Consider the following 23328-nt stretch of genomic DNA (forward strand, 5'->3'; position numbering starts at 1 on the left):
GATCTTGTCCGGTGCCCTGTTTATGGGCCAGCGGGCTCGGAAATGTCCCCCTGTTCACAAGGTTATCCACAATAAATGTGGATAACCTTTTCCGTCTGGAGGCACCATGAAGGCACCTTGGAATTTCGCCCGCTTCCTGCCCCTGGCAGAGCGCCTGCTCAGCCGTGGGCGCTTGCCGGCGCTGCTGTTCGCGGTGGCCCGCAAAGGGCCACGCTTGGGCAAACTGCGCGAAGACGTGAAGTTGATGCAGGCCCTGTGCCTGGCATGGTGGCGAGGCGAGTACCGGGCGATCAACCGCAAGGCCTTGATTACGATCGTTGCCGGTCTGCTTTATTTCGTAAGCCCCATCGACGCCATCCCGGACTGGTTGCTGGGCGTAGGTTTTCTGGATGACATCGCCGTGCTGGGGTGGGTGCTCAAGACCGTTTCCGATGAACTGGAGCGCTTCAAGGCCTGGCGGGACACCCAGTCGCCAGAACGGCTGCAGGTAGTTGAGCGTCTTCCAGCCACCCCCGAAGACCTGCGTCTGGAGCGTGAAATCCCTTGAGGCGTCAGTGACACGGTAGAACCCTGCCGGCGCTCGACTGCAAAGATCCTGAACTTGGTCATATAATTGGCACATGAAACACGCCAATGGATTACCTTCAGTAGTCCTCTCGAAGGGATTTTTGCAATGGATATTCAGGTCATCAGCCGCGACGGTCAACCCGAGTATGCCGTCGTACCGTGGGAAGACTACCAGGCGCTGCTCAAGGCAGCAGGGCAGGCCCCAGCGAATACCCCAGTACAGTCACCTGTCGAAGAAGCCGCCTCACATGCCGCTTTGCCCGCATTTAGCGAAGTAGGTGCCATACGCCGGGACAAAGGCATCGCCGCCGAGCACCTGGCCCGCAATGTGGGGGTGAGCCCGGCTTACCTGGCGATGATCGAGTCGGGCGAGCGGGAGCCCGATGCCGCCATTCGCCGTGCCCTGGCCTGGCACTTGGGTGTGCCTGGCTGGAGCGAGGCTTCATGAGTCAGGTCAGGATCAGCCGCCAGCACTGGGACAACCTGCTGGGCGAGCTGGATCTGGCCCGACGGCAACGTCATTTGCTGACCTACCGAGCGCTCATCGAGCGCCTGCAACTGCCAAGTCCTGCCATGCAGACACTGACCGCAGCGCTTGAGTACCTGGCAGTGCTGGATGCGCGTGCCGAACAACCCCTGCGCAGTTCATTGGTGATCAGCCAGGGTGCCAGCCGCTTGCCGCGCACAGGCTTCTTTGAGTGCGTCGAGCGGTTAGGGCGCTTCACAGGGCCTGTCGATGGCATGGAGGCCGCTTCCTGGCATGCCTCTGAAGTCGCACGCGTATTCGAATACACGTATCCCGATCCCGCCTGATCAGACCCAGCAACGCTGAGCCCTCCAACCCTTCTCCAGGCGCTCCTACCAATGACCCAAAAAGAAAGCCGGGCATCAATGAGCCCGGCTTTTCTTTACACATCAGGGGAGGGTGGCGAATGGATCGTCCCTCCCCAGGGTCTGCCGCTTACTTCTTAGCCACCTTGGTGCTGGCGCTGAGGTAATCGATCAGGATGCGCCCGGTTTCCGACAGGTAGGCGTCGTCTTCCGGCTTGGTGTCTTCATCCTCGGCCGGCAGTGCATCCTCATCTTCTTTCTTCAGCTCCTTGAGCGGTTCCTCGCCCTTGGCCTTGCGACGGATGTTTTCCAGCGCCAGTTGCTTGGCCTCGACTTCATCGTGACGCGCCCGACGCTCTTGCTCATTGAGGCTGACGGTCTTTTCGGTCATCAGTTTCTGGGTCAATGCCAGGCGGTCGCGGATGTAGATGAACTCGGCATCCTTGTCGCTGCGTGCCTGGTGCTGAGCCTTGAGCTGGGCCAGGTAAGGCTTGAAGGGGTCTACCGCAGGCTTGACGACAGGACGGATGGTGTCCCATGGCATCGCCTCGGGCAGGGCGCTTTCGCCGATTTCCTTGGTGTCGATGATCGACGGGTAGTCGATGTCCGGCAATACGCCCTGGTGCTGGGTGCTCTGCCCGGAAACCCGGTAGAACTTGGCCAGGGTCAGCTTGAGCTCGCCATGGTTAAGTGGCTGAATGGTCTGCACGGTGCCCTTGCCGAAGGTCTGGCCACCAATGATCAACGCGCGGTGATAATCCTGCATGGCGCCAGCGAAAATCTCCGATGCCGAGGCGGACAGGCGGTTGACTAGCAAGGCCAGCGGCCCCTTGTAGAAGGCACCTGGGTTTTCATCTTCAAGCACATCCACACGGCCATCGCTATTGCGCACCAGCACAGTAGGGCCTTTTTCGATGAACAGGCTGGTCAGCTCGGTCGCTTCCTGCAGCGAACCACCGCCATTGTTGCGCAAGTCGATGACCACGCCGTCGACTTTCTCTTTCTGCAGCTCGGTCAGCAGCTTCTTCACGTCACGCGTGGTGCTCTTGTACTCCGGATCACCTGCGCGGTAGGCCTTGAAGTCCAGGTAGAACGCCGGGATCTCGATAATGCCGAGTTTGTAGTCACGCCCGTCCTGCTTGAGTTTGAGCACGGACTTCTTGGCCGCCTGCTCTTCGAGCTTGACCGCTTCACGCGTGATCGACACGATCTTGCTGGTCTGATCGCTGGGGGCGTTACTCGCCGGGATGATTTCCAGGCGTACCACCGAGCCCTTGGGGCCGCGAATCAGCTTGACCACTTCGTCCAGGCGCCAGCCGACGACGTCGACCATTTCCTTGTTGCCCTGAGCAACGCCTATGATCTTGTCGGCCGGTGCGACCTGCTTGGTCTTGGCCGCAGGCCCCGCCGGTACCAGGCGCACGATCTTGACCTGATCGTTGTCGCTTTGCAGCACCGCGCCAATCCCTTCGAGCGACAGGCTCATGTTGATGTCGAAGTTTTCGGCGTTGTCCGGCGACAGGTAGTTGGTGTGCGGGTCGTAGGACTGGGCAAACGTATTGATGTACGCCTGGAAAATGTCTTCGGCGCGGGTCTGATCCAGGCGTGCCAGCTGGTTCTTGTAGCGCTTGATCAGGGTTTCCTGAATCTGCTTGGGCTCTTTGCCAGCAATCTTCTGGCGCAGCACCTCGTCCTTGACGCGTTTACGCCACAGGTCGTCCAGGGCAGCCTGGTCCTTGAGCCAAGGCGCGTCCTTGCGGTCGATCAGCAAGGTCTCGTTGACCGTGAAGTCGATCTTGTCCACGCCCTTGTTGAGCTCGGCCAAGGCGAAGTCCAGGCGCTGCTTGACCCGGTCCAGGTAGCGCTTGTAGATGGTGAAGCCAGGGTCGAGGTTGCCGCTTTTGAGGAAGTCGTCGAACTGCGTCTTCCACTTGTCGAATTCGGCGATGTCGGCGGCGGTGAAATAGCTGCGCGCCGGGTCCAACAGCTTGATGTAGCTGTCGTAGATGATGACCGAACGGGCGTCATCCAAGGGCGGCTTGCTGTAGTGATGGCGTTTGAGCAGCTCCACCACGTTGAGGCTGGCGACGATTTCGTCGCGGTCCGGTTGCAGGCTGTCCCATTTGTTGGCGGCCGCCGCATTGCCGCCGAGCGTAAGGCTGCCAAGGCCGATCATCAGTGCCAGGGCGGTGCTGGGTAGGAAATGCTTCATGCTGATTCGACGTGGGGGCAATTGATCACGCATAGTAGGCCGTCTTTTCCGTTCGCCGGTTCCATAAAAACCGGGCGCATACTGCAAAAAGCCTGGGCACGGGTGGCCCAGGCTCGGTCATATGATTCAACTATGGAGGCACTGTGAAGGCATTGCAAGGCGTTGACGGACATGTCACCTGGGTCGAAGCCGAACGTCCGGCGTGTGACGCAGGACAAGTACGCATCCGGGTCGCGGCTGCGGGGTTGAACCGTGCCGATTTGCTGCAGATGAAAGGGCTCTATCCGCCGCCGCCCGGCGCCAGCCCCTACATGGGCCTGGAATGTGCCGGCGTGATCGCAGAAGTGGGGGCCGGGGCAGCCTGGCGGGTGGGCGACAGGGTGTGCGCACTGCTGGCCAGCGGTGCCATGGCCGAGGAAGTGATCGTCGATGCGCGGCACGTGCTGCCTGTGCCCGAAGGGCTTAGCCTGCATGAAGCGGCAGCCCTGCCGGAGGTCTACGCGACGGCGTGGCTGAACATCTTCCAGCTGGGCGGCGTCAAAGCCGGCGAGAAGGTGCTGGTGCACGCCGGTGCCAGCGGCGTGGGGTCGGCTGCCATTCAACTGTGCAAGGCGTTCGGCAACAGCGTCTGGGTCAGCGTCGGCTCGGCCGAGCGACTGGCGTATTGCCAGGCCCTGGGCGCGGCAGGTGGCGTGGTGCGCAACCAGAACCTCGATGACCTGGAAGCCATCGGCCCATTCGATGTGATTCTCGACCCGGTCGGCGCCAGCTATGGCGAGCTGAACCTCAAGCTGCTGGCCCGCGACGGGCGCTGGGTGATCATCGGCGTGATGGGTGGACGCACGTTCGAACTGGACTTGGCCCAGGTCATGGGCAAGCGGGCGCAGATCACGGGCTCGACCTTGCGCAACCGTGACGATGCGTTCAAGGCCGAACTGTTGAGTGACTTGCACCAGCAAGTCTGGCCGCTGTTTACCGAGGGGCGGTTGTCACCGCAGTTGGTTGATACCTACCCGGTGGAGTTCGCCCAGGCAGCCTACGCCGAACTCGAGACCAACCAGGTGTCCGGCAAGCTGGTCATGATCATCGACCCGAGCCTGGCCTAGTGTCGGGCCCGCTTGCCTGCTCGGGTACTGGCCTCATGGCGCCCTCATAGTCCCTGCGGGCCTGCGTGAACGCAGGCCCACGGGGGCAGGGCAAGCCTTGGCACTGAACAGCGAACGCGGGTTCAGTGCCAGCTCAAGATCGGCCAACCGTGGGCTTGCGCATGCTCGCGCAACACAGGGTCCGGGTTCACGGCACAAGGGTGATCCACCTTCAGCAACAAGGGCAGGTCATTGCGCGAGTCGGAATAGAAGCTCGCGCCCTCCAGGTTTTCCTGCTCCTGGTCCAGCCAGGCCATCAAGCGGGTGATCTTGCCTTCCTGGTAGGTGAGTACGCCATGGGTAGCCCCGGTATAGACGCCATTGCGGGCCTCCAAGTCGATTGCCAGGTATTCGTCCACGCCCAGGCGTGCAGCAATCGGTCCAACCAGGTGTACCCCTGACGCAGAAATGATCAGCACCCGGTCCCCGCGCTTGCGATGTTCGGCGATGCAGCGGCAGGCATCGCCTAAAATGATCGGTTCGATGACATCTTCCACCCACGGCTCGACCAAGTGTGCGACCTCTTCCAGGGTCCGCCCGGCAATCGGCTCCAGGCTGAACGCCATGTAATCTTCCATCGCCAGCTCGCCTTTGCTGTAGGCCTCCATGAGCGCGCGGTCACGGCGCAAGAACGTGTCACCATCCACCCACCCCAGCCGGGCCATGTGTTCGCTCCACAGTGACGCGCAGTCGCCGTGAATCAGGGTTTCGTCCAGATCGAAAATGGCTAGCGCCATACATGCATCTCCTTAAGCCACTTCCCGTAGCGCACTGGGGTCTATCGACACGCTGACCCGCTGACCGTCGGCATGCAGGTCGGCGGGTGAGCGGTTGAGCACATCCACCACCAGCTCTACCTCGCGTACCTGCACCCGATAACGTATCACGTTGCCCAGCAGGCTGTGACTGCGCACCTGGGCGTCGAGTTCGCCGTGCAGACCCAGTGTGATGGATTCTGGGCGTATGGCCAGGCGCCCGGTGACAGGCCGCTGCAGCAGGCGGCTGGCACTGTCGGCGTCCAGCAGGTTGTAATTGCCGATGAAACCGGCGGCAAACAGGTCCACCGGGGCCGTGTAGAGAGTCTCTGCATCACCGCTTTGCACGATACGGCCCTGATTCATCAGGAAGATGCGGTCTGACAGCGTCAAGGCCTCTTCCTGGTCATGGGTAACGAAGATCGTGGTCAAACCCAGTTCCCTCTGGATGGCGCGGATCTGTTCACGCAGGTGTTTGCGAATACGCGCATCGAGCGCCGAAAGCGGCTCGTCCAGCAACAGCAGTCGGGGGCGGGTGACCAGGGAGCGGGCCAGGGCGACGCGCTGGCATTGCCCGCCAGACAACTGGTGAGGGTAACGTGCGGCGAAGTCATTCAATTCCACCAGCTGCAATGCCTCGCGCACCCGTGCCTGGCTTTCATCACCCCTGACCTTCTGCATGCGCAGCCCGAAGGCGACATTCTGCTCCACCGTCATGTTGGGAAACAGCGCGTAGCTCTGGAAGACCATGCCGATACCGCGCTTCTGCGGGCTCTGCGGCACGATGTCGATGCCGTCGAGCAGGATCTGCCCGCTGTCAACGGGCGTGAGCCCGGCGATGCAGCGCAGCAGCGTGGACTTGCCGCACCCTGAGGGGCCGAGCAGGGTGATGAACTCGCCCCGTTCGATCTGGCAATCGATCTGGCTGAATACCGGGCTACCGGCGTAGCTTTTTTGCAGGTTGCGTACGCTGACGTAGCTCATGTCAGGTCTTGTCCTTGTTCAAGCGGTTGGCGACCCACGTCAGGATCAGCACGAAGGCGAAATAGGAGATCACCAGCGCACTGTTGAAGTGGCCGCTGCTGTTGCGCATGTTGTTGAGGTACACCTGCAGGGTCTCGTAGCGCGTGCCCACCAGCAGGTTGGCGAACACGAATTCCCCGAACAGGAACGAGAACGACAGCAGCAGGGCCACCATCAGGCCCTTGCGCAGGTTGGGGAGTACCACCAGCAAAGCCGCCTGCCAGGTGCTGGCGCCCAGCAACTGCGCCGCGTCCATCAGGTCGCGCAGATTGATGGCCTGCAGGTTGTTGGTGATGGCCCGGTACATGAAGGGCAGGGCGATGGTGAAGTAGCAGCCGATCAGAATCCACGGTGTCCCCACCATGGCCATCGGCCCACTGCCATACAGTTGCAGCAACCCCACCGACGACACCACAGGTGGTACGGCAAACGGCAGCAGGATCAGGACATTCATCAACGCGTCGAGCCGGGGGAAGTGATAGTGCACCACGAACAGCAGTGGCAGGATCAGCACGACCGACAGCAGCAGCGCGCCGACGCACACCAGCAGCGACTGGCCGAATGCCGCCAGAAAGCGCGGCTCGCTCCACAACGCCACGTACCACTTCAGGGTCAGGCCGCTGGGAAGCAGGGTGGCCGACCAACTGGTGGCCAGGGAGTAGAGCAGGGTGCCGGCCAGTGGCATCAGCAGAATCAGAAACAGCAGGTAGACCACGGCGCGGTGGTACCAGCCGCCTCCTTTGGGGTCAGCGCGCATGGTAGCTCCTTTTCAACAACCATTGATGCACCACGGTAACCACCGTCATCAGCCCTACCAGCACCATTGCCAGGGCACTGGCAAGGTTCGGATCGAGGCTGATGTCGCCGGCCACCAGGCCCGCGATGCGTATGGGCAGTACGTTGAAGTTACCGGTGGTCAGGGCATAGACCGTGGCGTAGGCGCCCAGGGCATTGGCCAGCAGGATGACGAAGGTGCCCAGCAGCGCCGGGGCCAGCACCGGCAGCCCGATGTGCCGCCAGAACTGCCAGTGATTGGCGCCCAGCAGCGCAGCCGACTCGCGCCAGTCTTCGCGCAGCGCGTCGAAGGCCGGGTACAGCAGCAGGACACCCAAGGGGATCTGGAAATAGGTGTACACCAGGATCAGCCCGCTCTTGGAGTAGATGCTGAAGTCTTCCAGCAGGCCCATCTGCTTGAGCAACAAGGTCAATGCGCCGTTGAAGCCGAGCAGGATGATGAACGCGAACGCCAGCGGCACGCCGGCAAAATTGCTGGTCATGTTGGCAAAGGCACTGACGAAGTCGCGCAGCCGCGAGTCCACCTGACGCAGCGAATAGGCGCCCAGGGTCGCGATGATGATGCCGAACAGGCTGGACCAGAAGCTGATCTCCAGGCTGCGTTGCAGGGCTTGCAGGTAGAACTTGGAGGCGAACACCTTGCTGAAGTTGTCCATGCCCCAACCCGCCTCCGACTGCAGGCTGCTCAGCGCCACCCAGGCCAGCGGGGCGATCTGGAAGATCACGAAAACGGCAGCGAAGGGCACCAGGCACAGCAACGCCAGGTAACGGCCACGAGGCGATTGGCTCATTTGAGCAACTCCCGGCAGACCGATTTGTCGTGAGCGGCGCCAAGCAACTCACAGATGGTCCCGCACAGGTCGGTCTGCAGTGGCTTGGCCGATGGGTCGAGGCTGAAGGCTGCGCCGAACACGAACAGGGGTACTTCGCGCTCTTCGGCCAGCAGCCCGTTGTGCGAGCGATCGTTGTTCATGCCATGGTCGGCGGTCACCAGCACTTGATAGCCCTCGTCGAGCCACCTGGGCAGGTAATCGGCCAGCAGGATGTCCGCGCTGCGGGCAGCATTGCGGTATTGGCTGCTGTCCAGCCCATGGTGGTGGCCCACATCGTCGATGCTCATCGGGTGCACCAGCAGGAAGTTGGGCGCATGGCGCCGGCGCAGGTATTCGCCGTCCGCCAGCAGGTGTGAATCGGGGTAGCGATCGTCCCAGTAGAACAACCCGTGCTGGATGGGCAACTTGGGGGCGTGGGTATGCCGGTCACGCTGGGGGTCGAACGGGGAGCGGTTGTAGAGCTCGCTCATCCAGTGATAGGCCGCCGCTGCCGTGCCCAGGTTGGCCTCGCGGGCGTAGTGGAACACGCTGCGCTGGTTGGAAAGCCGGTTGACGTTGTTGTGCACGATGCCGCTGTCGATAGGGGGCACACCCGTGAGAATGCACTCGTACAGCGGACGGGACAGCGACGGCAACTCGCACTCCATGCGGTAAAGCGCGGCGCGATCGGCCTCGACATAGGCGTGCAAGTGGCCCATGGCGTGGTGGGCAACCTGATAGTTCAGCCCGTCCAACAGCACCAAGATGACGTTGTGGCTCATTGATGACTCCGCAAAAAACCATCGGGGAAGGGGGCGCTCGCATTGCGCGGCGCCGCGCCGGGGAGTTACTGCTGGCGCGACGCCGGCTCGCTGGGGCTGCCATACAGGCGGGACGGCCAGCGTGGCAGCTGGCAGGCCCGTCTGCATGCCTCATTCCATCTCGATGATCACTTGCTCCTGCCACATCTGCGGCAGCTTCTTGGAGGTCGCTTCCCACACCTCGGCGTTCTTGATCGGCTGCGCAGGCGCATATTGCTCGTTGGGCAGCAATTTGGCCTGCACATCTTCCGGCAACTTCAGGTGCTCGGCGCGGATCGGGCGTGCATGCCCCTTGGCCAGGTTGATCTGCCCGGCATCGCTGAAGATGTATTCACGCGTCAGCTTCGCGGCATTGGGGTGTTTTGCGTACTTGTTGATGATGGTGGTGTAGCCCGAGGTGATCGAGCCGTCCGATGGGATCAGCACTTCGAAGCGCTTGGGGTCGATCTGATCGCGGTAGCTCAAGCCATTGAAGTCCCAGACCACGCCCACTTCCACCTCGCCCTTTTCCAGGGTCTGGATGGTCGGGTTAGCCAGAGAAAGGCGCTTTTGCTGGGCCAGCTTGGTGAACAGTTGCAGGCCTGGGGCCACGTTGCTCTCATCGCCCTTGTAGGCGATGGCGGCGGCCAGCACACCATTGGCGGCCTGGGCGGCGGTGCCGACATCACCGATGGCCACCTTGTACGTGCCGCGCTCCAGGTCGTGCCAGGTCTTGGGCCGCTCTGACTCCTTGACCAGGTCCTTGTTGATGATGAACGCGATGGTGCCGGTGTAGGCCAGCGCCCAATGGCCGTCCTTGTCCTTGGCCCACTCTGGCACCTGGTCCCAGGTGCTTGGCTTGTACGGCTGGCTTACGCCCTTGGCGATGGCGATGGGTCCGAACGCTGCGCCCACATCGCCGATGTCGGCACTGGCGTTGTCTTTCTCCGCCTCGAACTTGGCGATTTCCTGCGCCGAACTCATGTCGGTGTCGCTGTGCTTGAGCCCGTACTTGCTGGCCAGGTCCTGCCAGGTGTCCTTCCAGTTGGCCCAGGCGTCGGGCATGCCCACGCTGTTGACCATGCCTTCCTTGCGGGCGGCATCCTCCAGTGCCTTGAGGTCATCTGCGGCCATGGCCGACGTGCAGAACGCGATTGCCGAACCGAGCAGTGACGCCATGAACAACTTTTTCATCCGTAGCTCCTTGGGTGGGTGCATCGACCGAACGCTGTTGTGTATGAAGCCGTTGTCTGCAGCCTTGGTCTAGGTCAGCAAACCTTGAGCCAAGGTAGGCCGGTAGCGTGACAATTTGATGTAGCCCCAGGTCCAGCTGCCTGATCGCGGCCTCTGGCAATACAGCGTAGACCACCTGCGAGCGGGGCTTCACAAGGCCTGGCCCGTTTCTGGCAGCACCAGCCGGGCAGTCTTGTCACGGGATGTTCATCAGCCCTGCCTAGGCTTGTATCCAGTGCCCCGTGCCCTGTAGTGGGGCTGGCCTAGTCCAGATAGGTAACCTTTGATGCAGCCGATGCCACCGCGCGCGGTAACAGCCATCTGTAACGCCCTTGAGGAGCAGATCGGACACGGCCTTTTGGCGCCTGGCGGCAAGCTGCCTGCCGAACGCCGGCTCAGCGAACTCTTCGCCACCACGCGCATCACCCTGCGCGAAGCGTTGGTGCAGTTGGAGGCAAGGGGGTTGATCTATCGCGAGGAGCGGCGGGGCTGGTTCGTCGCCCCCGAACGCTTGAGCTATGACCTCATCGCGCGCAGCCACTTTCATGCAATGGTGCGTGAGCAGGGGCGGGCCGCCAGTACCGAGTTGCTGTCGGCTCGGCTGCAGCCGGCGTCGGCGGCCATTTGCGAGCGGTTGCAACTGCCGGCGTTATCCAGTGTGGTGCGCATCTGCAGGCTCAGGCGCATCGACGGCAGGGCGGTGCTGTACGCCGAGCACTACCTCAACCCGCGTTACTTTCCGGCCATCCTCGAGCACGACCTGGCCCAGTCATTGACCGAAATCTACGCGCGCCAGTACGGTCTGCACTACGGGCAGGTGTGCTTCGAGATCCTGCCCACCGCATTGCCCGTGCAGGCGGCCGGTGCGTTGAAGGTGTCAGCAGGCAGCCCTGGGCTGCAAATCACCCGGGTCAACAGCGACCAGCAGGGGCAACTGATCGACTGCGACCTTGAATACTGGCGCCATGACGCCATCTGCATCAGGGCACAGGCAGGCTAGCCGGGCGGCCTCTTGAGGGCGCCAGCGAGGACGCGATCCATGGCCAACCGGCTTCAACCGGACGGCTCGGTTTGTGTCATGGCGCCTGCGCCGGCCGTTACCACCTGCACCGACAACCTGGGCGTTGCCAAGTCCAGCCCGGCTTCGTCGAGCTGGCGCTTGAGTGCCAGGTTGAAGGCCCGCGACACTTCCCACTGCTTGATCGGCGCCGTCTTGAAGCGTGCCCGCAACACCGCTGAACCCGACTCGAAGCTCTCCACCCCTTGCAGTTCCAGCGGCGACCAGATGTTGCGGCGCATCAGCGGATCGCTGCGCAGCTTCTGACCGACCTCGCGCACCAGTGTGATCGCCTGGTCGATGTTCATGTTGTAGGGGATCGCCACGCGGAAGATCGCATAGCCGAATTCGCGGGAGTAGTTCTTGATGCTCTTGATTTCGCTGAAAGGAATGGTGTGCACGATGCCATCGATGTCCCGCAGACGCACGGTGCGGATGGTCAGGCCTTCCACCGTACCCAGGTGGCCGCCGACATCCACGTAGTCGTCGATGGCCAGGGAGTCCTCGATGATGATGAACAGCCCGGTGATCAGGTCGGCCACCAGCGACTGGGCGCCGAAGCCGATCGCCAGGCCGATGACACCGGCACCGGCCAGCAGCGGCGTCACGTTCATGCCCATGTTGGCCAGGGCGACGATCACCGCGATGATGAAGATGAACACGAACATCACGTTGCGGATCAACGGCATCATGGTCTGCGCCCGGGCGTTGGCCATGCCGCGGCGCGAGCGGACCAGCGCATGGTGTACCGCTGTGTCCGCCAGGATCCACACCAGCCACGCGACAATCAGCGTCCCTGCCAGGCCCATCAGGCGCAGGCTGATGTCATGCCCATCGCCTTCGGCGAAGCTGATCATCGACAGCCCCCATACCCGAAGACCCAGTTCGATGAACACCAGCCAGATGAACAGGTGGACCAACAAGTAGCCAAAGTTGCGCAGCCGCTCGGCATACACCGCATGGCGCTTGCCGGCGCGCTTGGGGTTGGCAGCGTGGCGGCGGACGAGGCCATTGAGCACCATGCACACCACCACCAGCACCGTGCACATCAGTGACTGGCGAAGCGCCGTGCTGGTATCACCGGCCGAAACGAAAGTGGCGAACAGCGAGATGGCTACCAGAATCAGCGCCGGAATGAACCAGAAACTGCCCAGGATCTCGATGGTGTCGCTCAGGGTTCGTCGCGTCAGGCGGCGCGACAAGGGTTGGTTGCGGATCAGGTGGGCAATGGGCCGGCGAAAACGCAGGATGAACAGGCCGGTGCACACCGCGGCGACGACGTTGGCCAGGGTTGCCACCCCATGGGCCAGGTGTATGCCCAGCGCAGCGGTGAGGCGCGGGTCGCTCATGGCCTCGCCGAAGGCGGCAAAGCTGCCGATCAGCCACAAGGGTCGAAATGCACGGTGGCGCAGGATGTGCAATGCCCGGTGGCGGTGCGGGCCGTCCAGCAGGGAAAACGCGATCACGCAGATGGCCGAGAAGCAGGTGCCGACCACCAGGGCATACGCCAGCACCATGGCCAGCGATTTACCCAGCGACGGGGGCAGTACGAAGCTCAGGTACACCGTGAACACCAGCGCGACCAACCAGGGGCCCAGCTTGCGCAGGGCGAAGCGGACCAGGTCCCAGGTGCGAGGATGCTGGGGCAGTTCTTCGCTCAGGCCGAATCGCAGGCGGACCCGATGGCCCACCCAGTTGAACGCGAACGCCAGTACGCTCCACACCGCGATAACCGCAGCAAAGCCGAACAGGATCGCGGGCCATTGATGAACGGGCACCATCAAGGCCGCCAGTTCTTCCTGGGCCTGGTCGATTTCCATGCCCCAGCGCTGGAACGGGTTGGCTTCCCCGGTGAACTGCTTTTCGAAATCGTGCAGGGCGCCACCGATCAAGCCGAGCACGCCTTGCTCAACGCTCGGTTGCGACTTTTGCGTAGCGTCGCGCAGCTTTTTCAAGTCGGCCAGGAGTTTGGCACGCTGCTGGTCGTTCTCCAGGCTCTTGATCACCTCGTCCAGGGATTTGCCCAGCGGCTCGGAAGCCTGGGGCTGGGCGGGGGCACTGGAACCCAGAAGGCCGGGCAGGCCTGCTGCGTGTGCAGAACCTATGAACAGCAACAGCACAACAAACAGGTAACGCAGAAGGGCAGGCACGGGCAGATCTACCTCAGGTCAAACGATTGCCCGAGTGTAGAGGTTTATGACGGCAGTTTCTCCAGGATCTTCCAGCAGGTCAGGCCGAAGATGCCCAGGGTGCCCACCCACATCATCAGCACGCCAACATCGCGCTCGCGCAGGCCGAACCCGAGGGTCAGCAACAACAGCGATGCGCAGACGGGAATCAGCAGGGCCAGGAAGGGTGACATGGCGACAGTCCTTTGCAGTGAGACATGCCCTTAGCATAGTCGCTAACCCCCGGCCTGGCCTGCTGGAAGCGGACTCGTCGGCCATGTGCAGCAGCGCGGCCTGTTGGCGCCGAGTGTGTAGCACCCCGGCGCCCCGCGTGGCTCACGGCAAGTCGTGGCTGCGGTAGAACGCTGTCAGGACCTTCACCAAGTGCGCCAGGTCATGGCTGCCGCACAGCTCGCGGATGGAGTGCATGGCGAAGGTCGGCAGCCCGATGTCGACCGTCCGCACGCCAAGGTGACTGGCCGCAATGGGCCCTATGGTCGAGCCACAGCCCATGTCGCTGCGTACCACGAAGCTCTGCACCGGTACTTCTTCGGCCATGCACAAGTGGCGGAAGAAGCCGGCGGTTTCGCTGTTGGTGGCGTAGCGCTGGTTGTTGTTCACCTTGATCACCGGCCCTGCGTTGAGTTTCGGGCCGTGGTTGCCGTCGTGCTTGTCGGCGTAGTTCGGATGCACGCCATGGGCATTGTCGGCCGAGACCATCAACGAGCGCTGGATGGTGCGCACGTAGGCGTCACCGTCGGGCAACAGGCGCTGCAACGTCTGCTCGAGCATCGGGCCGTCGGCGCCGCAGGCCGAGCTGCTGCCGACTTCCTCGTGGTCATTGCACACCAGGATGCAGGTTTCATCGCTGTCAGCGGCCAGCAGGGCCTGCAGCCCGGCATAGCACGACAGCAGGTTGTCCAGGCGGGCGCCGGCAATGAAGTCGCCATTGAGCCCGATCTGCGCGGCGTCCTGGGTATCGTAGAAACTCAGCTCGTAGTCCAGTACCACGTCGGCGTTGAGTTGGTGCTCGCGTGCCAGTTGCTCGGTCAGCAGGGCGCGAAAGTCGATGCGCTCGTCACCGGCCACCTGGGCCAGGATCGGTGGCAGTTCGGTCTGCGGGTTGATATGCCAGCCATCGTTGGCGGTACGGTTGAGGTGGATGGCCAGGTTGGGGATGACGGCGATCGGCAACTTGAAGTCGATCAGCTGGCTTTCCACCTTGCCGTCACGGCGGTAGGTGACCCGCCCCGCCAGCGACAGGTCGCGGTCGAACCACGGCGCCAGCAGGGCACCGCCATACACTTCCACGCCCAGCTGCAAGAAGCCCTGGCGCTGCAGTTCCGGCTGCGGCTTGACCCGCAGGCAGGGGCTATCGGTGTGGGCGCCGACCATGCGGATGCCGTTGAGCAGCGGCGCCTGCCTGCCCATCTTGATCGCGATGATCGAGGAATCGTTGCGGGTGACGTAATAGCGCCCGCCCGACACGACGGACCAGCTCTCGCGTTCGTCCAGGCGCTGGTAACCAGCGGCCTCCAGGCGCAGGGCCAGGCTGGCAGTAGCGTGGAAGGGAGTAGGGGAGGCCTTCAGAAAATCGATCAGGCCTGCATTGAGTACATCGCGCATAGTTCACTCCAGACAGCAGTGGCGCGAGTTTAGCGTATTGAGTCGCCGAGCGGTGTCGGGCTGTGGGTTGTGCGGTTGGCCAGGCGACAGTTGTTGCGAAGGTATAGCGCAGGCTCCAGGCCGCACTGCGGCCCCAGTGCTTCGGCTCGCATTACAGCTCGTCAGGGCAGGGCCAGCAGCGCTCGTGGACTGATAGCCACAGCCACACCCCATCAAAACGGTGCCGGGCACTCGAATCTGAGGCGTTCACCGGACACCGGGTGGGTAAAGCTGAGCATCGATGCATGCAGGCACAGCCGCTCGTGGGCGGCCAAGGCCTGGGGGTTGGCATACAGCCGATCACCCAGCAGCGGGTGGCCGATCGATAGCATGTGCACACGCAGTTGGTGCGAGCGCCCTGTGATCGGCGTCAGCTCCACACGGCAATACTCGCCGCAACGTTCCACCACCCGCCAGAACGTCAGCGCATGCTTGCCTTGTTCATGATCCACGACGTGGCGTGGCTTGGTGGGTGGGTCATACCGCAGTGGCAGGTCGATGCTGCCGCTGTCCAGGGCCGGCTGCCCCCAACACAGGGCGGTGTAGGCCTTTTCGGTTTCCCGGTCATGGAACTGGCGCGACAGCTCGCGGTGGCTGTCGGCATCGCGGGCCAGCAGGATGATGCCCGAGGTTTCCCAGTCCAGGCGATGCACGATCAGCGCATCGGGATAGCCGTTTTCCTGAAGGCGGGTGATCAGGCAATCCTTGTTGTCGTCAGCTCTGCCCGGGACCGACAGCAGCAGCGTCGGCTTGTTGATCACCAGGATGGCGGCGTCTTCGTGAAGGATCTGGAGGGTGGACAGCGGCATTGCGTGGTCTCTGTTGAATCGGGAGAAAAAAGCGGGGCTGTGCTGCAACCCATACGCGGCAAGGCCGCTCCGACAGTGGAACGCGATCCCTTGTCGGAGCGGCCTCGTGCCGCGAATGGGCTACAGCGCAGCCCCGGCTCTTGGCCGGATCAGCGATCCGGCAGGGTGATGTTCAGCTCCAGAATGGAGCAGCTGCCCTGGTTTTCCAGCTCGATATGCACATCGTCATTGCCGATGTTCACATACTTGCGAATCACTTCCAGCAGTTCCTTCTGCAACTCGGGCAGATAGTCCGGTTCGCTGCGTTGTCCGCGCTCGTGCGCCACGATGATCTGTAGACGCTCTTTCGCCACCGACGCGCTGGTCTGTTTCTGTCTGCCACGAAAGAAGTCAAAAAGGTTCATGGTTTATTTGCTCCCGAAAATGCGCTCGAAGAATCCCTTCTTCTGTACATCGATGAAGCGCATCGGCTTCTCTTTGCCCAGCAGGCGGTCGACTGCGTCACTGTACGCCTGGCCGGCATCGCTCTGGTCATCGAGAATGACCGGGATACCCTGGTTGGATGCCTTGAGCACCGCCTGCGATTCGGGAATCACGCCCTTGAGCTTGATCGAGAGAATCTCTTCCACGTCGGCCACGCTCAGCATTTCGCCCTTGACGACGCGCTCGGGGTGGTAGCGAGTGATCAACAGGTGCTCCTTGATCGGCTCCTCGCCGTTTTCCGAGCGGCGCGACTTGCTCGACAGGATGCCCAGCATGCGGTCGGAGTCACGGACCGAAGACACTTCGGGGTTGGTGACCACGATGGCCTCGTCGGCGAAATACATGGCCAGGTGGGCACCTTTCTCGATACCGGCCGGCGAGTCGCAGATCACGTACTCGAACTGCTCCTTGAGGTCCATCAGGACTTTCTCGACGCCTTCCTGAGTAAGCGCGTCCTTGTCACGGGTCTGGCTGGCCGCCAGCACGTACAGGTTTTCCAGGCGCTTGTCCTTGATCAGGGCTTGTTGCAGGTTGGCTTCGCCATTGACCACGTTGACGAAGTCGTACACCACGCGGCGTTCGCAGCCCATGATCAGGTCGAGGTTACGCAGGCCCACGTCGAAGTCGACGATAACCGTCTTGTGGCCACGCAGTGCGAGGCCGGTACCGATGGCGGCGCTGGTGGTGGTCTTGCCCACACCCCCTTTGCCGGAAGTAACCACGAGAATCTTGGCCAAGGTGTTTCACCCCTAAAATGATCGGGACGCAAGTCCCTGCAAATAACTGAAATAACGGCAACGATAAAAAAGTTGCTCTAAAAATGCTGGCAAGTATCCGTTAAAGACGGGTGATGTTCAACACGTCGCCAGACAGGCTGACTTGTACGCCCGCCCCCCACAAAGGATCGCGGCGCAAGTCTTCGCACACTTTGTACTGGCCGGCAATGGAGACCATTTCGGCGGTCATCTGCTGGCAGAAGATACGCGCCTTGGTATTGCCCTTGATACCTGCCAGGGCACGGCCACGCATGGCGCCGTACACATGGATGTTGCCATCGGCAAGAAGTTCCGCACCCGGGCTGACCGAGGCGGTGACCACCAGGTCCCCCCCTTGGGCATAGATCTGCTGGCCGCCACGTACCGGAGCGGTGATGATGCGCGTGGGGCGCACCTCAGGTTCGAGTACCGGTGGCGGGGCAGGGGCCGGCTCGGGTTTCTTGGCCTCGGGCTCGGGTTCCAGTGGCCGCTCGCGGGCGCCGGACGGGGGCAGCACTGGCAGATCGATGGCGATGGCCGCTGCAATGTCCTCGATGCGGTTGGCGCGGATGGCCAGGGTCCGCAGGCCATGGTGGCGGCAAATCCGCATCAAACCAGGCAAGTCGACCGCGCCTTCGCCGGCCGGCAGCTTGTCCAGCGCCAGCACCAACGGCGTGTTACTGAAGAAGTTCGGCGCCTGCGCCACTTTGGCCGCCAACTGGCGATCGAGGGCTTCAAGGTCGTTGCGCGCCAGTTCCAGAACGGTAATGGCAAGCATGCTGCCCTTGAGCTGGAACACGGAGGGGGTGTCGGGGGTGTGGTTTGGGCTCATGGTCTGCATAGACGGCTTGTTGCGGAAAAAGTGCCCTGACTTATAACGATAAGACCGGTTGCCCGCAACATGAGCCGATCCGTTGTAGAATGCGCGGCCCATGTCTTGCTGGAAGCTTCAATGGATCGCCCGCGTTTTCGTCCCTATTTCCTTCATCCCAAGTTCTGGGGCCTGTGGCTGGGCCTGGGGCTGCTGTGGCTGGTGGTGCAGTTGCCGTACCGGGCATTGCTCAAGCTGGGTGCGGCGTTAGGCGCGATCATGTACCGCTTTGCCGGTGAACGCAGGCGTATCGCCGCGCGCAACCTGGAACTGTGCTTCCCCGAGCTGTCGGCGGACGAACGGCAACGGCTGCTCAAAGCCAATTTTGCCTCGACCGGCATCGCCTTCTTCGAAATGGCCATGAGCTGGTGGTGGCCCAAGACGCGGTTGGCGCGCCTGGCCCATGTCGAGGGGCTTGAGCACTTGCAGGCCGCCCAGCAGGCGGGGCAGGGCGCAATCCTGATGGCGGTGCACTTCACTACCCTGGAAATCGGTGCGGCCTTGCTCGGCCAGCGTCACACCATCGATGGCATGTACCGCGAACATGGCAATGCCCTGTTCGATTTCATCCAGCGCAGCGGACGCGAACGGCACAACCTGGACTCACTGGCCGTCGAACGCGAGGATGTCAGGGGCATGCTCAAGCTGCTGCGGGCCGGCCGCGCAATCTGGTACGCACCCGACCAGGACTACGGCGCCAAGCAAAGCCTGTTCGTGCCCTTGTTCGGGATCCCGGCAGCCACGGTCACGGCCACCACCAAGTTTGCGCGCCTGGGCCGCGCCCAGGTCATTCCCTTCACGCAGAAGCGACTCGAAGACGGCAGCGGTTATCGGTTGGTGATTCATCCCCCACTGAGCGATTTCCCCGGTGAGAGCGAAGAGGCTGATTGCCTGCGAATCAATCAATGGGTCGAGCAGGTACTGCGCGAATGCCCCGAGCAGTACTTGTGGGCACACCGCCGGTTCAAGTCCCGACCGGACGGGGCCCCAAGGCTGTACGAAAAGAAAGGGCGTTGAAAGCGAGTGCGCCGCTGCCGTAATGGCAGTGGCGCTGCCGGCTCACTCGGCGATCTGCAGCTTGCGCGACTGGGTGTAGACGTAGCGCACCTTTTCATACTCGAACGGTGAGTTCATCTGCCCGTAGCGGAAGTTGGTGGTATAGCGCTTGTCGATGACCCGCAGGCCGAAGAACTCCGGGTGCTCGCGGCTGACTTTGGCCATGTCCAGGTAATTGATCGCCTGCTCGCCGGAATAATCCACCACCAGCCCGGTGGTGTCGCGCAGGTTCGAAGGGCCCAACAGCGGCAGCATCAGGTACGGGCCTGCCGGTACGCCATAGAAGCCCAAGGTCTGGCCGAAATCCTCGCTCTGGCGCGGCAGGCCCATCTTGGTCGCCGGGTCCCACAAACCGCCTACCCCGATGATCGTGTTGAACATCAGCCGCGCTGTGATCTCGGCCGAGCGTTTGGCCTTGAGCTGCAGCACGCTGTTGAACAGGTTGGGCACGTCCCCCAGGTTGTTGAAGAAGTTGGTCACGCCACTGCGCAGAAAACGCGGGGTGACGTACTGGTAGCCATTGACCAGCGGCAGCAGCACCCATTGGTCCAGGCGGTAGTTGAAGTGATAGATGCGGCGGTTCATCGACTCGAGCGGGTCGTAGACGTTCAGCGCTTCGAGGGTCGAGCGCTCGAACTCACGCTGGTCCAGGCCCGGGTTGAATTTCAACTCGCGCAGCGGGTCGAGGAAGCCATCGGCTTCCGGTGCCAGCGGGGCGGTACCGATCACCTGCGGATCAGCCTCGATGACGCTGGCTCGGGGAGCGGTCTCGGCGGCCAGGGTATGGCCTGCGGCAAGCAGGGCCGTGGCAAAGAGCAGTTTGTTAACCACGGAAGAACTCCAGCATGGCGTCACTGTTGACGCGGTAGTTGATGTTGCCGCAATGGCCACCATGGGGATAAAGGGTCAGGCGATCACCGAACACCTTGCGCAGGAACCCGATATCGCCAGGGCCGAGAATGACATCGTCGGCATTGTGCATCACGGCGATCTTGGGGCTGTTTTGCAGGTAATCGGCCAGGGCGTACAGGCTGACCTGGTTGGTCAGCTCCAGGATGGTGCCCCCGCCAGTGCGGGCACGCCACATCGGGATTACCTGTTCGCTCATGTAACAGTCGAAATCGCACTGCAAGGCACGCTTGAAGTAGGGCGTCAGGCTCGTGCCTTCGGTGATCTTGACCTTCGGCGGGATGATCAGGCCGCGGCGGTTGATCAGGTCGGAGGTGAAGGCGATATCGGCGGCCGAGAAGCGGAACGAGGTGCCGATGAGCATGGCCATCTGCTCGTTGGACAGGTGCTGGCGCGACTGCTGGAAGTCGTACAAGAGCGCTTCGTTGAGGTCGATGAACCCCTTTTCCTGGAAGTAGCGCGTGAGTTTTTCCAGCATCAGCTCATAGAACGTGGTGCTGCGGTCGATCCCCTTGACTTGGGTCTGCACCAGCTTGTCCAGGTTGTTGATCGAGGTGTAGAGGTTCACGGGTGGGTTGAGCAGCAGCACACGCTTGAAGTTGAAGCTGCGCCGGGTTTCGTCCAGGTGGCTGACGAAGGCCGCATCGAGCGCGCCCAGGCTGTAGCCGGTCAGGTAGAACTCGGTCACCGGCAGGCGAGGGTGCTGGGCGCGGACCGATTGCATCACCCGGTACATGTCCTCGGCGTCATCCTGGCTGATGCCGGGCGTGGCGAAGCGAGACGCGGCGCTGATGAAATCGTAGCTGGTGGGCGAGGACAGCTGCACCACGTGGAAGCCGGCCTTGTAGTACAGCTTTTTCAGGTATTCGTTGATGCTGCTGCTGTAGGACGCACCGGTGCCGGCAATGATGAAGATCAAGGGGGCAGCGTGGTCCTGCTGGGCCATGCGGTACTTGAGTTTCTTGACCGCCCAGAAGTTGTCCGGCAGCGTGAATTCACGCTCCGGGCGCAAGGTGAGGCTGTAGTCGGACTGGTCGATCTCGTCATCGCTGGGCAGCATCGGGCGCTGGTCCGGCGGCGTCGTGGCGATGGTCGCCTCGAACGGGTTGGTCAGGGGGTAGCCATAGCTCGCGGCATCGATATCCCGCGCAGAAGCGGCCACAGCCATGAGCAGGCTGCCGAGAACGGCAGCGAGGCGCAAAGAACGAAGCATGTAATCCCCCAAAAGAACGCAAGGTGGCGCGTGTGCAAGCTAAGACCACATGGGCCGTGGCAAAGTTGCCGGGCGTGATGGCCTTTGGTGTGCCAGTTATCTGAACCGTGTTGCAGGCAGGTATTTTGCCTTAGACAGTGATGTAAGCGATCATTGATTTTTTGATCAATCAAGTGGGAAAAGTCAATGAGTCGCAGGCTGCCTGGCGCACTACTGCTGATGTTCGTCGGGCTCTGGCTCGCTGCCAGCTACGGCGTGCGCTATGGACTGATGGAGGACGGCCAGTGGGTGGGGTTGTGCACGGAGCCAGCCGCCTATTGGCAGTGCAAGATGCGGGCAGTGCTGGGGTTGGGCATTCACCACCAGGTCCTGGCCTGGACCGGGCTGGCCCTGGCAGCGCTTGGCTGGCTGCTACAGGGGCGGACCGGTACATGGCTGGCCGGCATTGCCCTGCTGTTCGCAGTGCCAGCATTGGTGCTGTATACCGCGAGCATCGCCGTATTCGCATTGGTCCTGGCGGGGTTGCGCCTGGTCAGGTAAACGTGCGCCCGCCAGGGGGCGCTCCGTGACGCTGACAAATAGAGGTATCAGGCGCGGCCGAGTCTCTGGCTGCGCCACAGGGCGGCGGTCATCAGCGCGCTCACTGCTGCCCAGCGCCACGCCTGCCCGCTGTTCATCCCCTCGATGAGTAGCTGGGGCAGTATGCCAAGCCCGATGATACTTGCCAGAAAGGTGGCCTCCCGTCGCCGCACTGGCACGGGCCACAGGACGAACACCAGGGCTGGCAAGGCCAGCGCGGCACTGGGGAAACTGCGGTAGCGGGGGTCGAACACCATCGCCAACGTGCTTACGGCGGCAGCAAAGCCGGCCAGCAGCAGCAACCCGCCAGCTCGCCTTTGCAGCCAGGCAGACCAGCGCCCGCGCACGCCTTGCGGCTGGGACAGGTGCAGCAGTGCCCGGGCCAGTACCAGCACGTTCAACCCCGCCAACAGCCCTGCCCACATCCATTCGGGGGCGAAACGGGCGTGGCTGCGCATCAGCTCGCCCCACAGGCCCAGGCACGCCGCACCGAACATGGCCAGTATTGGCATGGCCCACGCGCCACGGCGTGTGCGTGGCCGCCCGGCCATGCACAGCATCAGCCCCGCCAGCGCCGCGCATGCCAGCCACCAAGTGGGCCAGTCGGGCAAGTTGCTGACGGGCCCTTCAAGGATGCCCTTGTCCTGCCGGTCGGCATCGTAGAGGCCCCAATACCCGCCCACGGCACCTTCGTTGGCGCGTTTCCAGGGCTGGTCGAAGGCTTCGATCAGGTTGTAGCGCCAGCCGTTGTGCTCGGCCATGGCGACGAAGCCGCGAATGAAGCGCGCTTCGTTGACCCGGCTGGGCAGGGCGGTTTCACGCTGCCTGCCTTCGCTGGGCCAGCCGGTTTCACCGATCAGGATGTCCTTGGGCGCGAAGCGCTGGCCGAATTGTCGGCGTATGTCGGCGACATGGGCCAACGCATCGTCGATGCCCCGTGGCTCGTCTTCCCAATACGGCAGCAAGTGAATGGTGAGAAAGTCTACTTCAGGCGCGATCTCGGGGTGCTGCAACCAGAACTCCCACACATCGGCGTAGGTGACCGGCACGCTTACCTGGCGCTTGACCCGCGCGATCAACTCGGCCAGTCGTTTGCCGGTGACTTCCTTGCGCAGCAAGGTCTCGTTACCCACGATGACGGCGCTGACCACATCAGGGTTGGCATTGGCGGCGGCGATCAGCAGCGCGACTTCCCGGTCGGTGTCGGCCGGGTGAGCATTGACCCAGGCCCCGAGCATCACCTTCAGTCCATGCTTGCGCGCCAGCGCTGGGATAGCCTCAAGACCGCTCATCGAATAGGTGCGGATGCACTGGAATCGCTCAGCGAGCAGGGCCAAGTCGGCATCCATGCGCGCCGGGCGCAGTTGCATGGGTTGATCGTAGGGCGACTGGTCCTTGTCGAACGGGGTATAGGATGCGCACTGCAGCTTGTGCGTGGCATTGGCGGCGTCGGGCAGGTGCACCGGTCTGCCCAGCCCGTGCCAGAGCACGCCGAGCCCGAGCAGACCGATCAGGCAAGCAAGGGTGTACAGAAGTGTCAGCAGGCGGGTGGAACTGGGCATCGGGCGGTCCATCATCGGGGGCAAAAGG

The 23328-nt window shown here is 62.5% G+C and carries 24 protein-coding genes; 7 read left to right on the forward strand and 17 right to left on the reverse strand.

Annotated features, from left to right (window positions below; genetic code table 11):
• The first annotated feature begins 106 nt into the window (after nt 1-106).
• The 3 genes from FH041_RS00855 (at nt 107) to FH041_RS00865 (ending at nt 1380) form a co-directional block, all read left to right on the forward strand.
• The gene (locus tag FH041_RS00855; RefSeq protein WP_028686852.1) at nt 107-547 is read left to right on the forward strand and encodes a YkvA family protein; all 441 of its coding nucleotides are present in this window, start codon (nt 107-109) and stop codon (nt 545-547) included.
• 126 nt (nt 548-673) lie between these two features.
• Nucleotides 674-1015 (forward strand): helix-turn-helix domain-containing protein, encoded by a 342-nt coding sequence (locus FH041_RS00860; RefSeq protein ID WP_027915780.1) that lies wholly within the window; start codon nt 674-676, stop codon nt 1013-1015.
• Complete coding sequence (locus FH041_RS00865; RefSeq protein ID WP_027915781.1) at nt 1012-1380, forward strand: hypothetical protein; 369 nt, start codon at nt 1012-1014, stop codon at nt 1378-1380. Before FH041_RS00860 ends, FH041_RS00865 begins: the two co-directional genes overlap by 4 nt.
• A 148-nt stretch (nt 1381-1528) precedes the next feature.
• On the opposite strand, the gene FH041_RS00870 is transcribed toward FH041_RS00865, so the two are convergent.
• Nucleotides 1529-3610, reverse strand: a complete 2082-nt coding sequence (locus FH041_RS00870) for a carboxy terminal-processing peptidase (RefSeq protein WP_168199520.1) — start codon at nt 3608-3610, stop codon at nt 1529-1531.
• 143 nt (nt 3611-3753) lie between these two features.
• On the opposite strand from FH041_RS00870, the gene FH041_RS00875 reads away from it, so the two are divergent.
• Complete coding sequence (locus FH041_RS00875) at nt 3754-4716, forward strand: NAD(P)H-quinone oxidoreductase (protein WP_027915783.1); 963 nt, start codon at nt 3754-3756, stop codon at nt 4714-4716.
• Between the two features lie 122 nt (nt 4717-4838).
• Here FH041_RS00875 and FH041_RS00880 read toward each other — a convergent pair whose 3' ends face one another.
• The 6 genes from FH041_RS00880 to FH041_RS00905 all read right to left on the reverse strand — a co-directional run bounded on the left by FH041_RS00880 (nt 4839) and on the right by FH041_RS00905 (nt 10134).
• Nucleotides 4839-5492, reverse strand: a complete 654-nt coding sequence (locus FH041_RS00880; RefSeq protein WP_027915784.1) for an HAD family phosphatase — start codon at nt 5490-5492, stop codon at nt 4839-4841.
• 12 nt (nt 5493-5504) lie between these two features.
• Entirely contained in the window at nt 5505-6494 is a 990-nt protein-coding gene (locus FH041_RS00885) for an ABC transporter ATP-binding protein (RefSeq protein WP_027915785.1), read from the reverse strand.
• Nucleotide 6495: 1 nt separating this feature from the next.
• The gene (locus tag FH041_RS00890) at nt 6496-7290 is read right to left on the reverse strand and encodes an ABC transporter permease (protein WP_027915786.1); all 795 of its coding nucleotides are present in this window, start codon (nt 7288-7290) and stop codon (nt 6496-6498) included.
• Nucleotides 7280-8119 carry an ABC transporter permease subunit gene (locus FH041_RS00895; RefSeq protein ID WP_028686850.1) on the reverse strand — a complete coding sequence of 280 codons (840 nt, stop codon included), beginning with the start codon at nt 8117-8119 and terminating at the stop codon, nt 7280-7282. The genes FH041_RS00890 and FH041_RS00895 overlap by 11 nt, the downstream gene beginning before the upstream one ends.
• Nucleotides 8116-8922, reverse strand: a complete 807-nt coding sequence (locus tag FH041_RS00900; protein WP_027915788.1) for an alkaline phosphatase family protein — start codon at nt 8920-8922, stop codon at nt 8116-8118. Before FH041_RS00900 ends, FH041_RS00895 begins: the two co-directional genes overlap by 4 nt.
• Nucleotides 8923-9072: 150 nt before the next feature.
• Nucleotides 9073-10134, reverse strand: coding sequence for an ABC transporter substrate-binding protein (locus FH041_RS00905; protein ID WP_028686849.1), 1062 nt, complete (start codon nt 10132-10134; stop codon nt 9073-9075).
• 325 nt (nt 10135-10459) lie between these two features.
• Between FH041_RS00905 and FH041_RS00910 the strand changes: the two genes are divergently transcribed.
• A complete protein-coding gene (locus tag FH041_RS00910; RefSeq protein WP_088523745.1) occupies nt 10460-11173 on the forward strand; it encodes a UTRA domain-containing protein in 714 nt (237 codons plus the stop codon).
• Between the two features lie 53 nt (nt 11174-11226).
• On the opposite strand, the gene FH041_RS00915 is transcribed toward FH041_RS00910, so the two are convergent.
• From FH041_RS00915 to minC, 7 genes are all read right to left on the reverse strand, one after another.
• Entirely contained in the window at nt 11227-13380 is a 2154-nt protein-coding gene (locus FH041_RS00915) for a mechanosensitive ion channel family protein (protein WP_140174117.1), read from the reverse strand.
• A gap of 44 nt (nt 13381-13424) precedes the next feature.
• Entirely contained in the window at nt 13425-13592 is a 168-nt protein-coding gene (locus FH041_RS22625) for a hypothetical protein (protein ID WP_165919273.1), read from the reverse strand.
• Nucleotides 13593-13734: 142 nt separating this feature from the next.
• Entirely contained in the window at nt 13735-15024 is a 1290-nt protein-coding gene (locus FH041_RS00920; RefSeq protein ID WP_027915792.1) for a M18 family aminopeptidase, read from the reverse strand.
• A gap of 212 nt (nt 15025-15236) precedes the next feature.
• Nucleotides 15237-15872: an RluA family pseudouridine synthase gene (locus tag FH041_RS00925; protein WP_027915793.1), complete on the reverse strand. Its 636-nt coding sequence runs from the start codon at nt 15870-15872 to the stop codon at nt 15237-15239.
• A gap of 149 nt (nt 15873-16021) precedes the next feature.
• Complete coding sequence (minE, locus tag FH041_RS00930) at nt 16022-16276, reverse strand: cell division topological specificity factor MinE (protein WP_009682849.1); 255 nt, start codon at nt 16274-16276, stop codon at nt 16022-16024.
• A gap of 3 nt (nt 16277-16279) precedes the next feature.
• Nucleotides 16280-17092 (reverse strand): septum site-determining protein MinD, encoded by an 813-nt coding sequence (minD, locus tag FH041_RS00935; protein ID WP_012313198.1) that lies wholly within the window; start codon nt 17090-17092, stop codon nt 16280-16282.
• 100 nt (nt 17093-17192) lie between these two features.
• Nucleotides 17193-17951: a septum site-determining protein MinC gene (gene minC, locus FH041_RS00940; RefSeq protein WP_027915794.1), complete on the reverse strand. Its 759-nt coding sequence runs from the start codon at nt 17949-17951 to the stop codon at nt 17193-17195.
• Between the two features lie 111 nt (nt 17952-18062).
• On the opposite strand from minC, the gene FH041_RS00945 reads away from it, so the two are divergent.
• Nucleotides 18063-18998 (forward strand): lipid A biosynthesis lauroyl acyltransferase, encoded by a 936-nt coding sequence (locus FH041_RS00945; protein WP_027915795.1) that lies wholly within the window; start codon nt 18063-18065, stop codon nt 18996-18998.
• A gap of 42 nt (nt 18999-19040) precedes the next feature.
• Here the strand turns inward: FH041_RS00945 and FH041_RS00950 are convergent, their stop codons facing one another.
• Together FH041_RS00950 and FH041_RS00955 are read right to left on the reverse strand one after the other, a co-directional pair.
• The gene (locus FH041_RS00950; RefSeq protein WP_027915796.1) at nt 19041-19868 is read right to left on the reverse strand and encodes a VacJ family lipoprotein; all 828 of its coding nucleotides are present in this window, start codon (nt 19866-19868) and stop codon (nt 19041-19043) included.
• Complete coding sequence (locus FH041_RS00955; RefSeq protein ID WP_027915797.1) at nt 19861-21159, reverse strand: serine/threonine protein kinase; 1299 nt, start codon at nt 21157-21159, stop codon at nt 19861-19863. The genes FH041_RS00950 and FH041_RS00955 overlap by 8 nt, the downstream gene beginning before the upstream one ends.
• Before the next feature lie 186 nt (nt 21160-21345).
• Here FH041_RS00955 and FH041_RS00960 point away from each other — a divergent pair, with 186 nt between their 5' ends.
• Nucleotides 21346-21699 (forward strand): hypothetical protein, encoded by a 354-nt coding sequence (locus FH041_RS00960; RefSeq protein WP_027915798.1) that lies wholly within the window; start codon nt 21346-21348, stop codon nt 21697-21699.
• Between the two features lie 47 nt (nt 21700-21746).
• Here FH041_RS00960 and FH041_RS00965 read toward each other — a convergent pair whose 3' ends face one another.
• Nucleotides 21747-23312, reverse strand: a complete 1566-nt coding sequence (locus FH041_RS00965) for a beta-1,6-glucan synthase (RefSeq protein WP_028686846.1) — start codon at nt 23310-23312, stop codon at nt 21747-21749.
• Nucleotides 23313-23328: the final 16 nt, after the last annotated feature.

This window comes from Pseudomonas sp. SWI7 (genome assembly GCF_006351945.1).
GTDB classification, from domain to species: Bacteria; Pseudomonadota; Gammaproteobacteria; order Pseudomonadales; family Pseudomonadaceae; genus Aquipseudomonas; species Aquipseudomonas fulva.

Excerpts from the sequence above, each read along its gene's own strand:
- FH041_RS00865 (WP_027915781.1), top strand. The coding sequence starts at position 1,012 with ATGAGTCAGGTCAGGATCAGCCGCCAGCACTGGGACAACCTGCTGGGC.
- FH041_RS00855 (WP_028686852.1), top strand. The coding sequence starts at position 107 with ATGAAGGCACCTTGGAATTTCGCCCGCTTCCTGCCCCTGGCAGAGCGC.
- FH041_RS00960 (WP_027915798.1), top strand. The coding sequence starts at position 21,346 with ATGAGTCGCAGGCTGCCTGGCGCACTACTGCTGATGTTCGTCGGGCTC.
- minE (WP_009682849.1), bottom strand. The coding sequence starts at position 16,276 with ATGAACCTTTTTGACTTCTTTCGTGGCAGACAGAAACAGACCAGCGCG.
- FH041_RS00880 (WP_027915784.1), bottom strand. The coding sequence starts at position 5,492 with ATGGCGCTAGCCATTTTCGATCTGGACGAAACCCTGATTCACGGCGAC.
- FH041_RS00895 (WP_028686850.1), bottom strand. The coding sequence starts at position 8,119 with ATGAGCCAATCGCCTCGTGGCCGTTACCTGGCGTTGCTGTGCCTGGTG.
- FH041_RS22625 (WP_165919273.1), bottom strand. The coding sequence starts at position 13,592 with ATGTCACCCTTCCTGGCCCTGCTGATTCCCGTCTGCGCATCGCTGTTG.
- FH041_RS00890 (WP_027915786.1), bottom strand. The coding sequence starts at position 7,290 with ATGCGCGCTGACCCCAAAGGAGGCGGCTGGTACCACCGCGCCGTGGTC.
- FH041_RS00910 (WP_088523745.1), top strand. The coding sequence starts at position 10,460 with ATGCAGCCGATGCCACCGCGCGCGGTAACAGCCATCTGTAACGCCCTT.
- FH041_RS00955 (WP_027915797.1), bottom strand. The coding sequence starts at position 21,159 with ATGCTTCGTTCTTTGCGCCTCGCTGCCGTTCTCGGCAGCCTGCTCATG.
- FH041_RS00945 (WP_027915795.1), top strand. The coding sequence starts at position 18,063 with ATGGATCGCCCGCGTTTTCGTCCCTATTTCCTTCATCCCAAGTTCTGG.
- FH041_RS00925 (WP_027915793.1), bottom strand. The coding sequence starts at position 15,872 with ATGCCGCTGTCCACCCTCCAGATCCTTCACGAAGACGCCGCCATCCTG.
- FH041_RS00885 (WP_027915785.1), bottom strand. The coding sequence starts at position 6,494 with ATGAGCTACGTCAGCGTACGCAACCTGCAAAAAAGCTACGCCGGTAGC.
- FH041_RS00860 (WP_027915780.1), top strand. The coding sequence starts at position 674 with ATGGATATTCAGGTCATCAGCCGCGACGGTCAACCCGAGTATGCCGTC.
- FH041_RS00905 (WP_028686849.1), bottom strand. The coding sequence starts at position 10,134 with ATGAAAAAGTTGTTCATGGCGTCACTGCTCGGTTCGGCAATCGCGTTC.
- FH041_RS00965 (WP_028686846.1), bottom strand. The coding sequence starts at position 23,312 with ATGGACCGCCCGATGCCCAGTTCCACCCGCCTGCTGACACTTCTGTAC.
- minC (WP_027915794.1), bottom strand. The coding sequence starts at position 17,951 with ATGCAGACCATGAGCCCAAACCACACCCCCGACACCCCCTCCGTGTTC.
- FH041_RS00920 (WP_027915792.1), bottom strand. The coding sequence starts at position 15,024 with ATGCGCGATGTACTCAATGCAGGCCTGATCGATTTTCTGAAGGCCTCC.
- FH041_RS00870 (WP_168199520.1), bottom strand. The coding sequence starts at position 3,610 with ATGAAGCATTTCCTACCCAGCACCGCCCTGGCACTGATGATCGGCCTT.
- FH041_RS00900 (WP_027915788.1), bottom strand. The coding sequence starts at position 8,922 with ATGAGCCACAACGTCATCTTGGTGCTGTTGGACGGGCTGAACTATCAG.